Annotated in this window: 12 protein-coding genes and 2 pseudogenes; 6 read left to right on the top strand and 8 right to left on the bottom strand. The window is 71.8% G+C overall.

Going from position 1 to position 12,891, the window contains the following annotated elements; genetic code table 11:
* Nucleotides 1-13: 13 nt before the first annotated feature.
* Together ABD832_RS08655 and ABD832_RS08650 are read right to left on the bottom strand one after the other, a co-directional pair.
* Entirely contained in the window at nucleotides 14-445 is a 432-nt protein-coding gene (locus ABD832_RS08655) for a VOC family protein (RefSeq protein WP_344890907.1), read from the bottom strand.
* 291 nt (nucleotides 446-736) lie between these two features.
* On the bottom strand, nucleotides 737-3,286 hold the full coding sequence (locus ABD832_RS08650; protein WP_344890904.1) for a discoidin domain-containing protein: 2,550 nt from the start codon (nucleotides 3,284-3,286) through the stop codon (nucleotides 737-739).
* Between the two features lie 387 nt (nucleotides 3,287-3,673).
* Here ABD832_RS08650 and ABD832_RS08645 point away from each other — a divergent pair, with 387 nt between their 5' ends.
* The gene (locus ABD832_RS08645; RefSeq protein ID WP_344890901.1) at nucleotides 3,674-5,872 is read left to right on the top strand and encodes a transglycosylase domain-containing protein; all 2,199 of its coding nucleotides are present in this window, start codon (nucleotides 3,674-3,676) and stop codon (nucleotides 5,870-5,872) included.
* Between the two features lie 256 nt (nucleotides 5,873-6,128).
* Here the strand turns inward: ABD832_RS08645 and ABD832_RS08640 are convergent, their stop codons facing one another.
* Complete coding sequence (locus ABD832_RS08640) at nucleotides 6,129-6,371, bottom strand: hypothetical protein (protein WP_344890898.1); 243 nt, start codon at nucleotides 6,369-6,371, stop codon at nucleotides 6,129-6,131.
* Between the two features lie 285 nt (nucleotides 6,372-6,656).
* Here ABD832_RS08640 and ABD832_RS08635 point away from each other — a divergent pair, with 285 nt between their 5' ends.
* On the top strand, nucleotides 6,657-7,031 hold the full coding sequence (locus ABD832_RS08635; RefSeq protein WP_344890896.1) for an STAS domain-containing protein: 375 nt from the start codon (nucleotides 6,657-6,659) through the stop codon (nucleotides 7,029-7,031).
* A gap of 126 nt (nucleotides 7,032-7,157) precedes the next feature.
* Entirely contained in the window at nucleotides 7,158-7,811 is a 654-nt protein-coding gene (locus ABD832_RS08630) for an NUDIX domain-containing protein (protein ID WP_344890892.1), read from the top strand.
* Here ABD832_RS08630 and ABD832_RS08625 read toward each other — a convergent pair.
* A complete protein-coding gene (locus ABD832_RS08625; protein ID WP_344890889.1) occupies nucleotides 7,756-8,040 on the bottom strand; it encodes a GNAT family N-acetyltransferase in 285 nt (94 codons plus the stop codon). The two genes, ABD832_RS08630 and ABD832_RS08625, sit on opposite strands and share 56 nt — an antisense overlap.
* A gap of 77 nt (nucleotides 8,041-8,117) precedes the next feature.
* Here ABD832_RS08625 and ABD832_RS08620 point away from each other — a divergent pair, with 77 nt between their 5' ends.
* Nucleotides 8,118-8,672, top strand: coding sequence for a GNAT family N-acetyltransferase (locus tag ABD832_RS08620; RefSeq protein WP_344890886.1), 555 nt, complete (start codon nucleotides 8,118-8,120; stop codon nucleotides 8,670-8,672).
* On the opposite strand, the gene ABD832_RS08615 is transcribed toward ABD832_RS08620, so the two are convergent.
* The 3 genes and pseudogenes from ABD832_RS08615 to ABD832_RS42080 all read right to left on the bottom strand — a co-directional run.
* Nucleotides 8,659-9,018 carry a DUF742 domain-containing protein gene (locus ABD832_RS08615; RefSeq protein WP_344890883.1) on the bottom strand — a complete coding sequence of 120 codons (360 nt, stop codon included), beginning with the start codon at nucleotides 9,016-9,018 and terminating at the stop codon, nucleotides 8,659-8,661. The genes ABD832_RS08620 and ABD832_RS08615 overlap by 14 nt on opposite strands.
* Nucleotides 9,015-10,415 (bottom strand): sensor histidine kinase, encoded by a 1,401-nt coding sequence (locus ABD832_RS08610; RefSeq protein ID WP_344890880.1) that lies wholly within the window; start codon nucleotides 10,413-10,415, stop codon nucleotides 9,015-9,017. Before ABD832_RS08610 ends, ABD832_RS08615 begins: the two co-directional genes overlap by 4 nt.
* A 109-nt stretch (nucleotides 10,416-10,524) precedes the next feature.
* Nucleotides 10,525-11,007: pseudogene (locus ABD832_RS42080) on the bottom strand (nitrate- and nitrite sensing domain-containing protein); the annotation flags it as partial.
* A 339-nt stretch (nucleotides 11,008-11,346) separates the two neighbouring features.
* On the opposite strand from ABD832_RS42080, the gene ABD832_RS08595 reads away from it, so the two are divergent.
* The gene (locus tag ABD832_RS08595; RefSeq protein ID WP_344890872.1) at nucleotides 11,347-11,688 is read left to right on the top strand and encodes a hypothetical protein; all 342 of its coding nucleotides are present in this window, start codon (nucleotides 11,347-11,349) and stop codon (nucleotides 11,686-11,688) included.
* Here ABD832_RS08595 and ABD832_RS08590 read toward each other — a convergent pair.
* Nucleotides 11,598-12,179 carry a barstar family protein gene (locus ABD832_RS08590; protein ID WP_344890869.1) on the bottom strand — a complete coding sequence of 194 codons (582 nt, stop codon included), beginning with the start codon at nucleotides 12,177-12,179 and terminating at the stop codon, nucleotides 11,598-11,600. The genes ABD832_RS08595 and ABD832_RS08590 overlap by 91 nt on opposite strands.
* Between ABD832_RS08590 and ABD832_RS42500 the strand changes: the two are divergent.
* Nucleotides 12,103-12,819 (top strand): annotated as a pseudogene (locus ABD832_RS42500) (EamA family transporter); the annotation flags it as partial. The gene ABD832_RS08590 and the pseudogene ABD832_RS42500 overlap by 77 nt on opposite strands.
* Nucleotides 12,820-12,891 lie beyond the last annotated feature (72 nt).

Here is a 12,891-nt window from a genome sequence, read left to right as displayed (position 1 = left end):
CCTCACGCGCCGGTCAGGTCGCGAAGATCTGCGACTCGTCGGCGAACGCCTTGAACTCCAGGGCGTTGCCGGCCGGGTCGAGCAGGAACATCGTCCACTGCTCGCCGGGCCGTCCCTCGAAGCGCAGGTAGGGCTCGATGACGAACGCGGTGCCCGCGGCCCGGAGCCGGTCGGCCAGTTCGTGGAACCGCGGGACGTCCAGGATCAGTCCGAAGTGCGGGACCGGCACGTCGTGGCCGTCGACCGCGTTGTGCGCCCGCCGTGCCGGGGACGGGGCGAGGTGGGTGACGAACTGGTGGCCGCGCAGGTTCCAGTCGATCCAGGTGTCGGACTCGCGTCCCCGCTCACAGCCCAGCACCTCGCCGTAGAACCGGCCCGCGGCCTGGAGGTCGTCGACGGGCACGGCCAGGTGGAACCGGGGGATCGATGCGTCGGCCGTGGTCATCGGTGCTCCTGCCTTCCAAAAGACCGCTCGCGCGTCGGACGCGGGCGCTGCCCACATGGTAGACAGGCCCGCTCCCGGAAAGCGGCCGCCGTCCCGGAGCGCCACGACCGGGACGCCCGCGCTCCCGGGGCGCCGGGGAGCGGGACATCTCGGGAGCGGGACGGTCGCCGTCCCAGAGCGTGAAAAAGGCCGTGGGCCTTCCGGGTGACGGAAGGCCCACGGCGCGGGGTGGACGCCTGATCAGCGAGGAGAGCGCTGTTACCACCGCTGATCAGGCGGGCTCGGGATCTCTCAGGGGTAAGAGGCGATCTTGGACGGGATGGTCTCGACGCCCTGGGCGGGTCCGCCGACACCGTTGATGACGTGGTTGATCCGGCCGTTGCCGCCGAGGGAGACGGTGAGCAGGCTGTGGAACTTCACGCCCGGCTTCACCGGGGTCTCGAAGGCGTTCTCCACCTCGATCGTCGGGTCGACGTTGAAGTAGACGTAGCTGCCCAGGCCCCAGCCCTCGTGGGTGTTGACCGCGGGGCCGACCTTGTAGGCCGCCCAGCCCTTGGTGCTGCCGTTCATGTAGGCGGCCTGGTTCGGCGGGTCGTACGCCTTCTCGTTCTGGAAGAAGATCGTCCGGCCGCGCTCGCCGTACCACTCGACGTCGTACTTGCGGTAGTGCTCGACGAACAGGCCGGTGGCCAGGACGTCGTCACCGTTGACGATCAGGCCGGTCTCGGCGGTGTTGACGTTCCAGCCGATGCCCTCGCCGTGGTCGCCGCGCCAGAGCCAGGTGTGGTCGATGATCACGTCGTCGCTGTTGATCACGACGCTGGTGGTGGCGTTGCCGGCGAAGGCGCCGCCGATGCGGACGAAGACGTCCTGCAGCGTGGTCGGGTTGGCCGCGTGGTCCGCGCTGGAGCCCTGCGGGCCGACCTCGATGAGCACGTCGGACTTCTGCGGGCCCGCGTCGACCAGGAAGCCGGCGAGCTTCACGCCGTCCACGTCGGCGACCTTGACCGCGCTGACCCCGTTGCGCGGGATGAGCGTCGCCAGGCCGAGTCCCAGGACCACGGTGTTCGCCCGGTTCACGGCGATCGGCTGGTCGATGTTGTAGATGCCGGGGGTGAGCAGCAGGTGCAGGCCCTGGGCGAGCGCGGCGTTGATCCGCGCGGCCGTGTCGGAGGGCTTGGCCACGTAGAACTGCGACAGCGGGATCGAGGTGCCGGGGGTGGACCCGTTCGCCCAGCTCACGCCGCGCGCGTTCGTCCGCCTGGCCGGGACGAACACCCGGTACTCGTTGCCGGAGAAGTACAGGTACGGCTTCTCGCGGCTGATCGGGGTGGTGTCCAGCGTGGTGTAGGACTTGCCGAGGAAGTCGGTGGCGGGTGCGCCCTCGACCCCGGAGAAGACCATGTTCCACACGCCGTTGACCCAGCCGCCCACGGAGCTGTCGCGGGTGTACCACTGCTGCTGGGAGTACGGGCCGACCGCGCCGTCGATCTTGCTGTCGGCGATGTAGCCGCCGCTGGCCCAGCCGTAGCCGGTGGGGGCCAGGTTCAGCGCGCCCTTGATGTGCATGCGGCGGAACGGCGCGGCCTGGGAGACGGCCCACTGGTTGGTGCCGCCGGGGGGCTGCACCGACAGGTTCTCGGTCGAGCGCCAGAAGTTCTGGGTCGCGTTGCCGCCGAACCAGCCCGCGTCCACGGTCACGCCGTTGAGGGTGACGTCGTCGGGGTTCTGGCCGAGGCCCACGATCGAGGTGTAGAAGCCGACCTTGGCGTTCACCGGGTAGGAGCCGGGCTTGAACAGGAAGGCGTGCCGCCCGGTGCCGAACTGCGCCGACTCCTGCTGCTGGAACACGCTGTCCAGCCGGCTCTGGATGGTCGCGGCCGGTGTCGACGGGTCGAAGACGTGGACGTTCGGGCCCAGGTCCCCGCCGCCGGGGATGACCGGGTCGTCACCCGAGGTGGTGTGCACGGCGAACTCCCACAGTGAGTAGCCGTAGCCGGTGGCCCGCGCGGTGCCGTGCATCCGCACGTAGCGACCGGAACCGCTCACGTCGTACGACTGCGTGCCGCCGGTCGCGCCGGTGACCGACTTCAGGTCGGTCCAGGTGGTGCCGTCGGCCGAGGACTGGAGCTTGAAGGCGGACGCGTACGCGGCCTCCCAGCGCAGGTCGATCCTGCAGATGGTCCGGGTGGAACCGAGGTCCACCCGGATCCACTGCGGGTCGGCGGCGGCGCTGGCCCACCGGGTGCCGGTGTTGCCGTCGAAGGCGGCGCTCGCCGGGGTGCCGGCGTTCTCCGTGGAGGACGCGGTGGCGGCCTTGTTCAGGGCGGCGTTGACGGTCCCGCAGCCGGGCACCGGGTCCGAGGTGCCGCTGTAGACCTGGAACTCCCACAGCGAGTAGCCGTAGCCGGTGGCCCGGGTGACGCCGAGCATCCGGACGTAGCGGCCGGTGCCGCTGACGTCCCAGGTGTCGACGCCGCCGTCGCCGCCGGTGACGGTCTTCAGGTCCGTCCAGGCGGTCCCGTTCGGGGAGACCTGGATCTTGTAGCCGCTCGCGTAGGCGGCCTCCCAGTTCAGCACGACCCTGCTGACCGAGGTCGAGGCGCCGAGGTCGATCTGGAGCCACTGGGAGTCGGTGGCCGCGCTGGACCAGCGGGTCGCGGTGTTGCCGTCGACCGCGGCGGCCGGGGCCGTGCCGGCGTTCTCGGTCGACGAGGCCGTCGCGGCCTTGCCCTGCGACACCAGCGTGTCGGCGAATGCGGGAAGGGGCGGGACGGCGATCAGGGCCGCCAGGACCGCCGATGCGGTCCATAAGGCGGCAGGTCGGAACAGACCTCTCATGCGTGTCTCCACAGTGGATCCGGGGGGTGAAAAATCCAACGGCAGATGAGGCGCGACTTACCTGAGGCAGTAAATCAACGCTTATTTCTACACTTAATTTAACTTGTCGGAAACAGCGGGTCAATAGATGCCGTCCCTCCGTCCTCCTCCCCGAGGTCCCGGCCGTGCGGGACCCGCTCCGACGGGTTCCGCACGGGAGATCCGCGCTGACGGGAGCCGGCCGCGCGGCACCCGCCCGCCCGCGGTCCGTCCGCCCGGGATCCGCCGCCGTCGACGGAGCGGTCACGGACGGCCCGTGCCCAGGGCGACGGCCAGTGCGGTCTCCCTGCGGCCGGTAATAAGTGCGTCATGTGCCGGAAGACCTTTTGAAGCCAATAATCTGGTCCCATGCCAGAACGGGGTGAGGACCAGCAGGAGACCCGGCAGGGGACGGGTTCGCAGATCGCACGCCTGCTCGCCGTCGGAGCAGCGGCGGGCGTGCTGGTCGCGGGGATCGCGTTGCCGGCCGTGGGAGGTGCGGGCCTGGGGATCGTGTCGGCCGTCGAGGAGGTCAACCTCAAGCCCGAGGAGCTCGTCGAGCCTCCGCCCGCGGAGGTCACGATCGTCCAGGACGCCAGGGGCAAGGAGATCGCGCGGTTCTACGAGGAGTACCGCGAGGCCGTCAAGCTCGACCAGGTGGCCGAGGTCATGAAGACGGCGATCATCTCGATCGAGGACGACCGGTTCTACCAGCACGGCGCCATCGACCTCGAGGGCACGGTCCGCGCGCTCGCCAAGAACCTGTCGTCGGGCGGGGTGAGCCAGGGCGGGTCGAGCATCACCCAGCAGTACGTCAAGCAGGTGCTGCTCAACGCCGCCGACACCGAGGAGGAGCAGAACAAGGCGCTGGAGGCCAGCTACGCGCGCAAGCTCAACGAGCTGCGCCACGCCATGGCGGTGGAGGAGAAGTACACCAAGGACCAGATCCTGGAGAAGTACCTGAACATCGCCTACTTCGGTGCGAGCGCCTACGGCGTCGAGGCCGCGGCCGAGCGCTTCTTCGGCGTCAAGGCCGCCGACCTGACCCTGCCGCAGGCGGCGACGCTGGCGGGCGCCGTGCAGGACCCCAACGCCACCGACCCCAACCTGGGCAGGAAGCACCGCGAGCGGCTGCTGAACCGGCGCAACATCGTGCTGAACCGGATGGCGGAGCTCGGCAAGATCACCAAGGCCGAGGCGGAGAAGGCCAAGGCCGCCAAGCTCGGCTACAAGGACACGAAGCTCCCCGGCGGGTGCGAGTCCAGCAGGTACGCGTACTTCTGCATCTACGTCCGCAACGAGATCCTGAGCAATCCCGACTTCGGCAGGACGGCCAAGGCCCGCCTGGGGTTCCTCAACCGCGGCGGCCTGACGATCAGGACCACGCTCGACCCGTCCATGCAGGCGGCGGCGGACAGGGCGATCAGGAAGTGGGTGCACGCCTCCGACCACCAGGTCGCGTCCGAGGCGCTGGTCCAGCCGGGCACCGGGGCGATCAAGGCCATGGCGGCGAGCCGGAAGTACGGGCGGAGCAAGGCCAGGAACGAGATGTCGTACAACGTGGTCGCGGACGCCGCGCACGGCGGCGGCGTCGGCTTCCAGGCGGGCTCGACCTTCAAGACCTTCACCCTGATCGCCGCCCTGAAGAAGGGCATGAAGGTGAACGACGGGTTCAGCGTCGGCGCCGGGTACACCGCGCCGGGCTACTCGGCGTTCAGGAACTGCGCGGGCGAGGCCGTCGGCGACCCGGGCCACACCGTCACCAACGACGAGGGCTCGCCGGGCTGGAGGACGCTGCAGAGCGGCACCTGGGGTTCGGTGAACACCTTCTTCATGACGCTGGAGCAACGGGTCGGGCTCTGCGAGACGGTCAAGGTGGCCAAGTCGCTGGGCATCCACCGGTCCGACGGGCTGAAGCTCCAGGAGTACGAGACGTTCACGCTCGGCACCAACGAGATGGACCCGGTGACGGTGGCGAACGCCTACGCCGCGATCGCCGCCCGCGGCCAGTACTGCGCGCCGATGGCGATCTCCAAGATCACCGACCGCTACGGCAAGACCGCCACCTACAAGCCCAAGTGCCGACGGGCGCTCGACCCCGAGGTCGCCGACGCCGCGGCCGACGTGCTGTCGGGGGTGTTCACCAAGGGCACGATGCGGGGCGTCGGCGGCATCGGGCGTGACGCGGCCGGCAAGACCGGGACCACCGACGGCTACGCCAGCGCCTGGTTCGCCGGGTTCACCCCGGACCTGGCCGGCGCGGTCAGCGTGGGCGACCCGCGCGGCTCGCAGAAGTACAAGCTGACCGGCGTGACCATCGGCGGGCGGTACTACGGCTCGGTGGCCGGGGCCAGCATCCCGGGGCCCATCTGGAGAGACACGATGCTGGCGGCGCTGCGGAAGGTCGACCCCAGCTCGTTCACGCCGATCAACGCGGAGCGGTTCGGCGGCTGCGGTCAGAGCTGCCAGCCCGCCCCGCCCCCCTCGGACGACGACGCCACCGTGGACGGCACCGACGACGGGGGCACCGACGGCGGGACGGAGATCCTGGCCGACCCGGACGACTGACGCTCCTTCGGATCCCGCTGACACGCCTTCGGATCCCGTACGACCGGCAGGGGGTCCCTGTGGCCGGCAGGGGGACCGGATGATCGGCGCGGTGCCCGGCCGGGACGGTGGGGCGTGATGCCGGGAGACGGTGCCGGGCCGGGACGGTATGGCGTGATGCCGGGGGCGGTGCCGGGCCGGGGGTCACCGCCCCCGGCCCACCGGCACCGTCTCCCACGCTCCTGCGGCCTTCGGCCTCGCCGGTCGTTCCGGCTCTTCAGTCGTTCCGGTCCCGTTTGGCGGGAGTCCGTTGATCCGCCTCGTCGGCGAGCTGGTCCTCGACGATGGCGCACCAGCGGTGCCACCGCGCCAGGTCGAGATGCTGGTCGACATCGCCCACGCCCGCGTCGGCCATGAGCTGGTGGCTGCTGGCCGCGGCTTCGTGGGCGTTGACCAGCGCGTGGTGACCGTGGTTGGCGAGTGATTCGCTGACCGCCAGATTCACGGCGATCTCTCCCATTGTCCTGGGTCGGCCCGAAAGTCCATCGCCGACCCCCTTCCCAATGAAGTCGTGGCTCTCCGGATCGTGGCTCATAGCTGCTGAGTGCCCCACAGGTCCTAGATCTATCTGGGACCCCCGATCCGATGTGGACGATTTCCGGGCACGGACCCGCTACGGACGGTGACGGGAGGCTCAAGTGCGGGATGCGATTCGCTTACGGGCGTGTTGCAGTTGGCCGGAGAGTGCCTTCTCCCCAAGATCTTTAAAATAGCCTCGGCACAACCGGCGTAAGGATCGTGGAGGATGACGACGCGGCTTGATCTCTCAGTTCGCAGGCACCAGGACACTTCGGTGATCGCGCTCGCCGGTGAGCTGGACAAGCTGTCCAGCCCCGGGCTCCACGACGTGCTGGCGGAGCAGCTGGACGGCGGGGCGTGTCACCTGGTCCTCGATGTCGGCGGCCTGAGCTTCTGTGACTCCACCGGCCTGTGGACGATGCTGGCCTTCCAGCGCCGCACCGGCACGGCCGGAGGGTCCCTGCGGCTGGCCGGTGCGTACGGGGTCCTGGAACGGATCCTCACCGTGACCGGCCTGGCGGCGGCGTTCCCCCGCGACCCCGACGTCTCCGCGTCGCTGCGGGCCTTGTCCCGGGCCGATGAGAACGGGGTGCACGACTAGGGCAGACTTGTCGCCCGTGGACCCGCTCCCCGGACGGGAGGCGGGTCCGGCCGACGGCCGGTCCGGTCGCGCGGCCCCGCCGCGGAGGGGAAGAGCAGGTGAGCCGTGTCCGGTGAGGTGCCCGGGGTGGACGTCCCGGATGGACGGGGACGTACCGGACTGGACAGGACGGGGCTGGACCTGACCGGCAACCCGCGGGTGCGGGTGCGGAAGGTGGAACTGCTCTCCTCCAGCTGGTACGTGCTGCGCAGGACGACGTACGACTACCGGCGCCGGGACGGCGGCTGGAGCACCGAGCAGCGGGAGACCTACGACCGCGGCAACGGCGCGACGGTCCTGCTCTACGACACCGAGCGGGAGACCGTCCTGCTGATCAGGCAGTTCCGCTACCCGATCTACGCGAACGGCCACCCCGACGGCATGCTGATCGAGACGGCGGCCGGGCTGCTCGACGACGACGACCCCGAGACCGCGATCCGCCGGGAGGCCCAGGAGGAGACCGGCTACGAGATCGGGGAGGTGGAGCACGTCTTCGACGTCTACATGAGCCCCGGGTCGGTGACCGAGCGCATCCACTTCTTCGCCGCCCCGTACCGGGCGGACCGGAAGGTCTCCGACGGCGGCGGGCTGGCCGACGACGGCGAGGACATCGAGCTGCTGGAACTGCCCTTCCGCAAGGCGCTGGACATGATCGCCTCGGGGGAGATCGCCGACGCCAAGGCGATCATGCTGCTGCAGTGGGCGGCGCTGTCCGGTCCGTTCTCCGGCCGGGACAGGTGAGCGGGCCGGGGTCGGGGACCGGGATCTCGTGGAAGCCGAGACGGTCGTAGAAGGCCCTGGCCGCGGTGTTCGTGCTCACCATGCCGAGGTGGACGGCCGGCACCCCCTTGCCGTGCAGGGCGTCGAGGAGGGCGTGCATCAGGGCGCGGCCCCCTCCCCTGCGCCGGTGGGACGGGAGCAGGTCGATGTGCGGGTGCGCCGGGTAGGCGGCCGGCCCGGGAAGGACCATGCGCTCCGGCCGGTGCCCTTCCCCGGCGGGACCGCCGTCCCTTCACGGGCGGGCCGGCGGGCAATACCCTGCACGGCATGGTTGAGGTGGAGCTGCGCGGGTGGCGACCCGACGACGTGCCGGTCGTGCTCGACGCGTTCCGCTCCCCGGACATGGCCGACCAGGCGCCCCGGCCCGTCGACACCGCGCGGGCGGCGCTGGAGTGGATCGGGGTCTGGGGGTTCCGCGACGACGCGCAGGCGTTCGCCGTGGTCTGCGGCGGGGAGGTCGTGGGGAACGTGGCGGTCAGCAACATCGACGCGCACGACACCGGCTGGGTCTCCTACTGGACGCTCCCGCGTGCCCGGGGGCGCGGTGTGGCCGTGGCGGCCACCAGGAGGCTGGCCGAGTGGGCGTTCCAGGAGCGCGGGCTGTTCCGCCTGGAGCTGGGACACCACATCGGCAACGTCGCGTCCTGCGCGGTGGCCACCAGGGCCGGATTCCTGCCCGAGGGGGTCGAACGGGCCAAGCTGCGCCACGAGGGCGTCCGCTACGACGTGGAGCGGCACGCCCGGCTGGCCACCGACCGGCCGGCCCCGTCCGGCCTCGAACCCGGCGGGAGGAACGGGCGCGGGCGGCTCACAGGGCCCTGAGGGCGTCGAGCAGGTGGCGGAGCACCTGCTCGTGCGGGATCCCGGACGGAGCGGACGGGGGCGGCACGACGATCAGCCCGCTCTCGCGCAGATCGCCGAGGAGCACCCGGAGCACCCCGACGGCCAGGCCGGTCCGCCCGGCCAGCTCCACGACCGGGAGCGGTGCCCGGCAGGCGTCCAGGATCGACACGTACTCGGCGGGCAGGCCCCGGCGCGGGGCGCCGGTCGCCACCACCGGGGTCAGCAGGTCGAAGGGGGCACCCGAGGACCTGGTCCGGCCCCGGGTCATCGTGTAGGGGCGGACGACCGGACCGGCCTCCCGGTCGAACCGGCGCTCGCCCGTCACAGCCCGCCGTCCTGCCCGGCACGCCGCCATCCGTCCCGGAACGAGGTGAGCACGCCGCCCGGCACCCCCTCCCCGCCGTTCCTGCCGTCCCGGCTCTCCCCGTGGTCCCTGCCGTCCCTGCCGTCCCTGCCGTCCCTGCCGTTCCGGCTCTCCCGGCCGCGGGTCCGTGCCGCGCCGCTCAGCGCGGGGTCCGGCTCCCCGAGAAGGGCGCCGGGCGCGCTCCGGTCCGCCGGTCCGGACGGGCCGGCCTCCGCCGCGGACCGTGTCTCCTCCTCGCCGGGCCGGGGGAGACGCAGGGCGGCCGGGTCGACCACCAGCTCCAGCGGGAGCAGCACGATCGCCGTGGTGCCCCCGAAGGGGGAGGGGCGCAGCAGGACCCGGATGCCGTGGCGGGCGGCGAGCCGCGCCACGACGAACAGGCCGAGCCGCTCGCTGTCGGCCAGGTCGAACTCGGGGGGATCGGCCAGCAGCGCGTTGAGCCGGTCCGTCTCCTCGGGGGAGATGCCCAGTCCCCGGTCCTCCACCTCGATCGCGTAGCCCCTGGCGACCGTCTCGCCGTGCACCCGTACGCGGGTGTGCGGGGGAGAGAACAGGGCGGCGTTCTCCACCAGCTCGGCGAGCAGGTGGATCACGTCGGTGACCACCGGGCCGGTCACGCACGGCCCGTACGGGACGTCGATCGTCACGCGCGGGTAGTCCTCGATCTCCTCGGACGCCGCGCGGACCACGTCGTGGACCGTGACGGGCTCCCGCCAGCCGCGCCCGGGGGTGGCCCCGGACAGGATGATCAGCCCCTCGGAGTGGCGGCGCATCCGGGTGGTCAGGTGGTCGAGGCCGAACAGGTCCTCCAGGGTCTCCGGGTCACCGGCCCGCCGCTCCATCGCCTCCAGCATGGCCAGCTGCCGGTAGAGCAGGGACTGGCTGCGCCTGGCCAGGTTCACGAACACCTCGTTGACGCCCCTGCGCAGCCGGGCCTGGTCGGCGGCGGCCTCGACCGCGGTCCGCTGGACCGAGGAGAACGCCTCGGCCACCCCGGCGACCTCGGCGGTGCTGCCGACGTCGATCGCGGGCACCTCGGAGCAGACGTCCTCGCCCCGGCGGAGCCGCCGGACCACGTCCGGCAGCCGCTCCTCGGCCAGCTCCAGGGCGGCCCGCTGGAGCCCGGCGAGCTCGCGGCTCAGCCGCCTGCCGAACCGTACCGAGACGAAGACGGACAGGGCCACGGCCACCAGGCCGAGCCCGCCGGCCAGGCCGATCCGGACCAGGACCTGCCGGGCGAGCGGCACGGAACGCTCGCCGATGCGCGCGCCCACGTCCCCGGCGCGCCTGTCGAAGGCGTCGGAGAGCGCGGTGGCGGCCGTCGCCCAGGAGGGGGACGGCATGGCGTGGCTGACCACGGCGTCCTCGATCCGCTCGAACGCGGCGTAGGCGGCGGAGTCGTGCAGGGGGGGCGTACAGGGCCCGGAACTCGGGGTCGAACTGCTCCAGCCCCAGCGAGTACAGCAGCCTCCGGCCGGTGACCAGCTCGCCGAACCTGGCGTGCTCGGCCGGGGTCATGGCCCCCTCGACCGCGGCCCCGGCCAGCAGCGCGGCCTGCCTGCTGAGCATCTCGCGGCTCCGCCCGACCGTGACCAGGGCCCGCGCCTGGTCGGTCAGCTCCATGTCACCGGATATCCGGATCTTCTCGTAGGCGTCGAACGCGACCGCGATGATCTCGCCGTAGACGTCCAGGATCCGGAGCCGGGTCTCGGCCCGGGTGTCGACCGTGCCGCGGGCGCCGGCGAGCCGGTCCAGCGCGGCGCGGAACCGGTCCAGGCGGTCCCGGGTGCCGGGGGCGAGGTCCGGCCCGGCCCTGGCGATCATCTGTTCCAGCTCGGCGCGGGCGCGGTCCGTCCGTACCCGCTGGGCCTGCAGCCCGGCACGCGAGGCGTCCACGTCCCCCAGCACGGAGAGCGAGAGCAGGCGCTCGTGCTGGAGCGCGGTGGTCATCGCCCTCACGGGCAGGACGACGTTCTGGTAACCGTCGCGGATCGCGAGGAGTTCCCGGCCACCCTGTAGGGTCAAACCGGCCGCGAACACCCATATCAATACAAGGGATACGATTGGTACAAGAAGCAGGGTAAAAATCTTTACCCCGATCGTGTACTTTCGGCCAGCCATAATCCCTCGCACCATTGCACTGCGCGGTTAACGGTGGCGAAACACTAGCAACATGGATCACTTACCAACAGCCATGCACATGATTCCCTTTGGCAGGATTTATCGCATCTTGTCAGCGCGGAACCATCGACCCTTCGGGTACGTCTCTTCATGAGGAGGGAGGCACCGATGCAAGAGATCGCGGATCTGATCGGAGCCGAGGCCGAACGGGCGGAACCGGCGGCGCGGACGCGCGGCGGGGAACTGGCGGGGGCGGGAGCGGTCCAGCTGGTCCGGTTCAGCCCGGCGCTGGTCACCGCCGAGGTCGACGACGGCGCCGCGTGCGTGGAGTTCCGCGTCGTCGACGGCGTCCTGCGCCGGCACTGCAGCTGCCCCGAGGGGCGCGCCGGCGCCTTCTGCGCGCACTGCGTGGCGACGGCTCAGTCGGTCAGGATGAGGACCGACAGGAAGGACTCCCCGGGAGCGTCGTCGGCCACGGCGTCGGAAAGGACGGTCCGGACGGCCTCGTAGGCGGGCCGGTCCGCCGCCCGCAGCGCCGACGGCTCCGTCCAGACCAGCAGGTGCTCGCCCGGCGGCAGCCAGGACAGGTCGGTCAGCACGTCGTAGAGCGCGTCGAGGTTGTGCCCGAAATGGTCGGGCAGGTCGAGGGCCTCGGCGATCGCGTCCATCGCCTCGGCGGAGGTCGTGATCTTCGCGCCGTCGAGCCGGTGCACCGTGAGGGTGCCCTCCATGGTGCCGACCGCCGTGCCCGAGGCGGCCCCGGTCGCGCCGGTCGCGCCGGTCGCGCCGGTCGCGCCGGTCGCGTCGGCCGTGTCGGCAGGGAGGGCCGCGGTGTCCGGTGTGCCGCCCCGGGCGCCACCCGACGAGCCGTTCGACGTGACGTCGGGCGCGGTCCCACCGGCGCCGTCCGAAACGGTATGGGCCATGTCGTCCAGCGGGGCGCCGCCGAACACGACGCTCACCTCGCTCGCCGGCCCGTGCCGGAACGTTCCCCTGGGCATCCCGATCACCCGATCCCGTCGCCGGCCCACCGGGGGCCGTTCCCGTGCACCCCGGCCCTCGCCCTGGCCCTGCTGTTCCTGCTGTTCCTGCTGTTCCGGGGATGTCTCACCTGGCCGAAGTACCCGCCGGCGCCGCCGGGAAAACCGGGGAACGCCCCGGCCGGGGATCGTGATCCTTCACTCTTGTCTGATTGTCAGACAATATGCCTACAATCGGCCCATGAGAATCGCCGTGATCGGAGCCGCCGTGCTCTGGGGCACCGCGGGCACCGCGGGCGTCCTGGTGGCCGGGGTCGACCCCGTCTCCCTGGCCGCGGCCCGCCTGGTGATCGGCGGCCTGGTCCTCGCGGCCGTCACCCTCCCGGCCCTGCGGCCGGCGCTCGCCCCCCGCCACGCCGTCCCGGACGGCTCCCCACCGGACGATCCCCCGGGCGGCCCCCCGCGGGCCCGTCCTGCCCGATCCCTCCGGTTCCCGGCCCGTCCCGGCTCGCTGGCCGCGGCGGCGCTTGCCGTGGCCGCGTACCAGCTCTGCTTCTTCGCCGCGGTCGGCAGGACCGGGGTGGCCGTGGGCACCGTGGTCGCCATCGGCAGCGGCCCGGTCTTCACCGGCCTGCTGTCCTGGCTCCTCGACGGGGTGCGGCCCGGCCGCCGCTGGGCCGGGGCGACCGCGGTGGCGATCACCGGCTGCGCCGTGCTCACCGGCGGCGGGGGG

The sequence above is a fragment of the Streptosporangium longisporum genome, from assembly GCF_039534895.1.
GTDB classification, from domain to species: domain Bacteria; phylum Actinomycetota; class Actinomycetes; order Streptosporangiales; family Streptosporangiaceae; genus Streptosporangium; species Streptosporangium longisporum.
Note: the sequence above shows the minus strand (reverse complement) of the source record. Positions and strands in the feature narration are given on the sequence as shown.

What these genes read in the sequence shown, in the direction of transcription:
- ABD832_RS08655 (WP_344890907.1), bottom strand. Translation starts at nt 445, where the DNA reads ATGACCACGGCCGACGCATCGATCCCCCGGTTCCACCTGGCCGTGCCC.
- ABD832_RS08650 (WP_344890904.1), bottom strand. Translation starts at nt 3,286, where the DNA reads ATGAGAGGTCTGTTCCGACCTGCCGCCTTATGGACCGCATCGGCGGTC.
- ABD832_RS08645 (WP_344890901.1), top strand. Translation starts at nt 3,674, where the DNA reads ATGCCAGAACGGGGTGAGGACCAGCAGGAGACCCGGCAGGGGACGGGT.
- ABD832_RS08640 (WP_344890898.1), bottom strand. Translation starts at nt 6,371, where the DNA reads ATGGGAGAGATCGCCGTGAATCTGGCGGTCAGCGAATCACTCGCCAAC.
- ABD832_RS08635 (WP_344890896.1), top strand. Translation starts at nt 6,657, where the DNA reads ATGACGACGCGGCTTGATCTCTCAGTTCGCAGGCACCAGGACACTTCG.
- ABD832_RS08625 (WP_344890889.1), bottom strand. Translation starts at nt 8,040, where the DNA reads ATGGTCCTTCCCGGGCCGGCCGCCTACCCGGCGCACCCGCACATCGAC.
- ABD832_RS08620 (WP_344890886.1), top strand. Translation starts at nt 8,118, where the DNA reads ATGGTTGAGGTGGAGCTGCGCGGGTGGCGACCCGACGACGTGCCGGTC.
- ABD832_RS08595 (WP_344890872.1), top strand. Translation starts at nt 11,347, where the DNA reads ATGCAAGAGATCGCGGATCTGATCGGAGCCGAGGCCGAACGGGCGGAA.
- ABD832_RS08590 (WP_344890869.1), bottom strand. Translation starts at nt 12,179, where the DNA reads ATGCCCAGGGGAACGTTCCGGCACGGGCCGGCGAGCGAGGTGAGCGTC.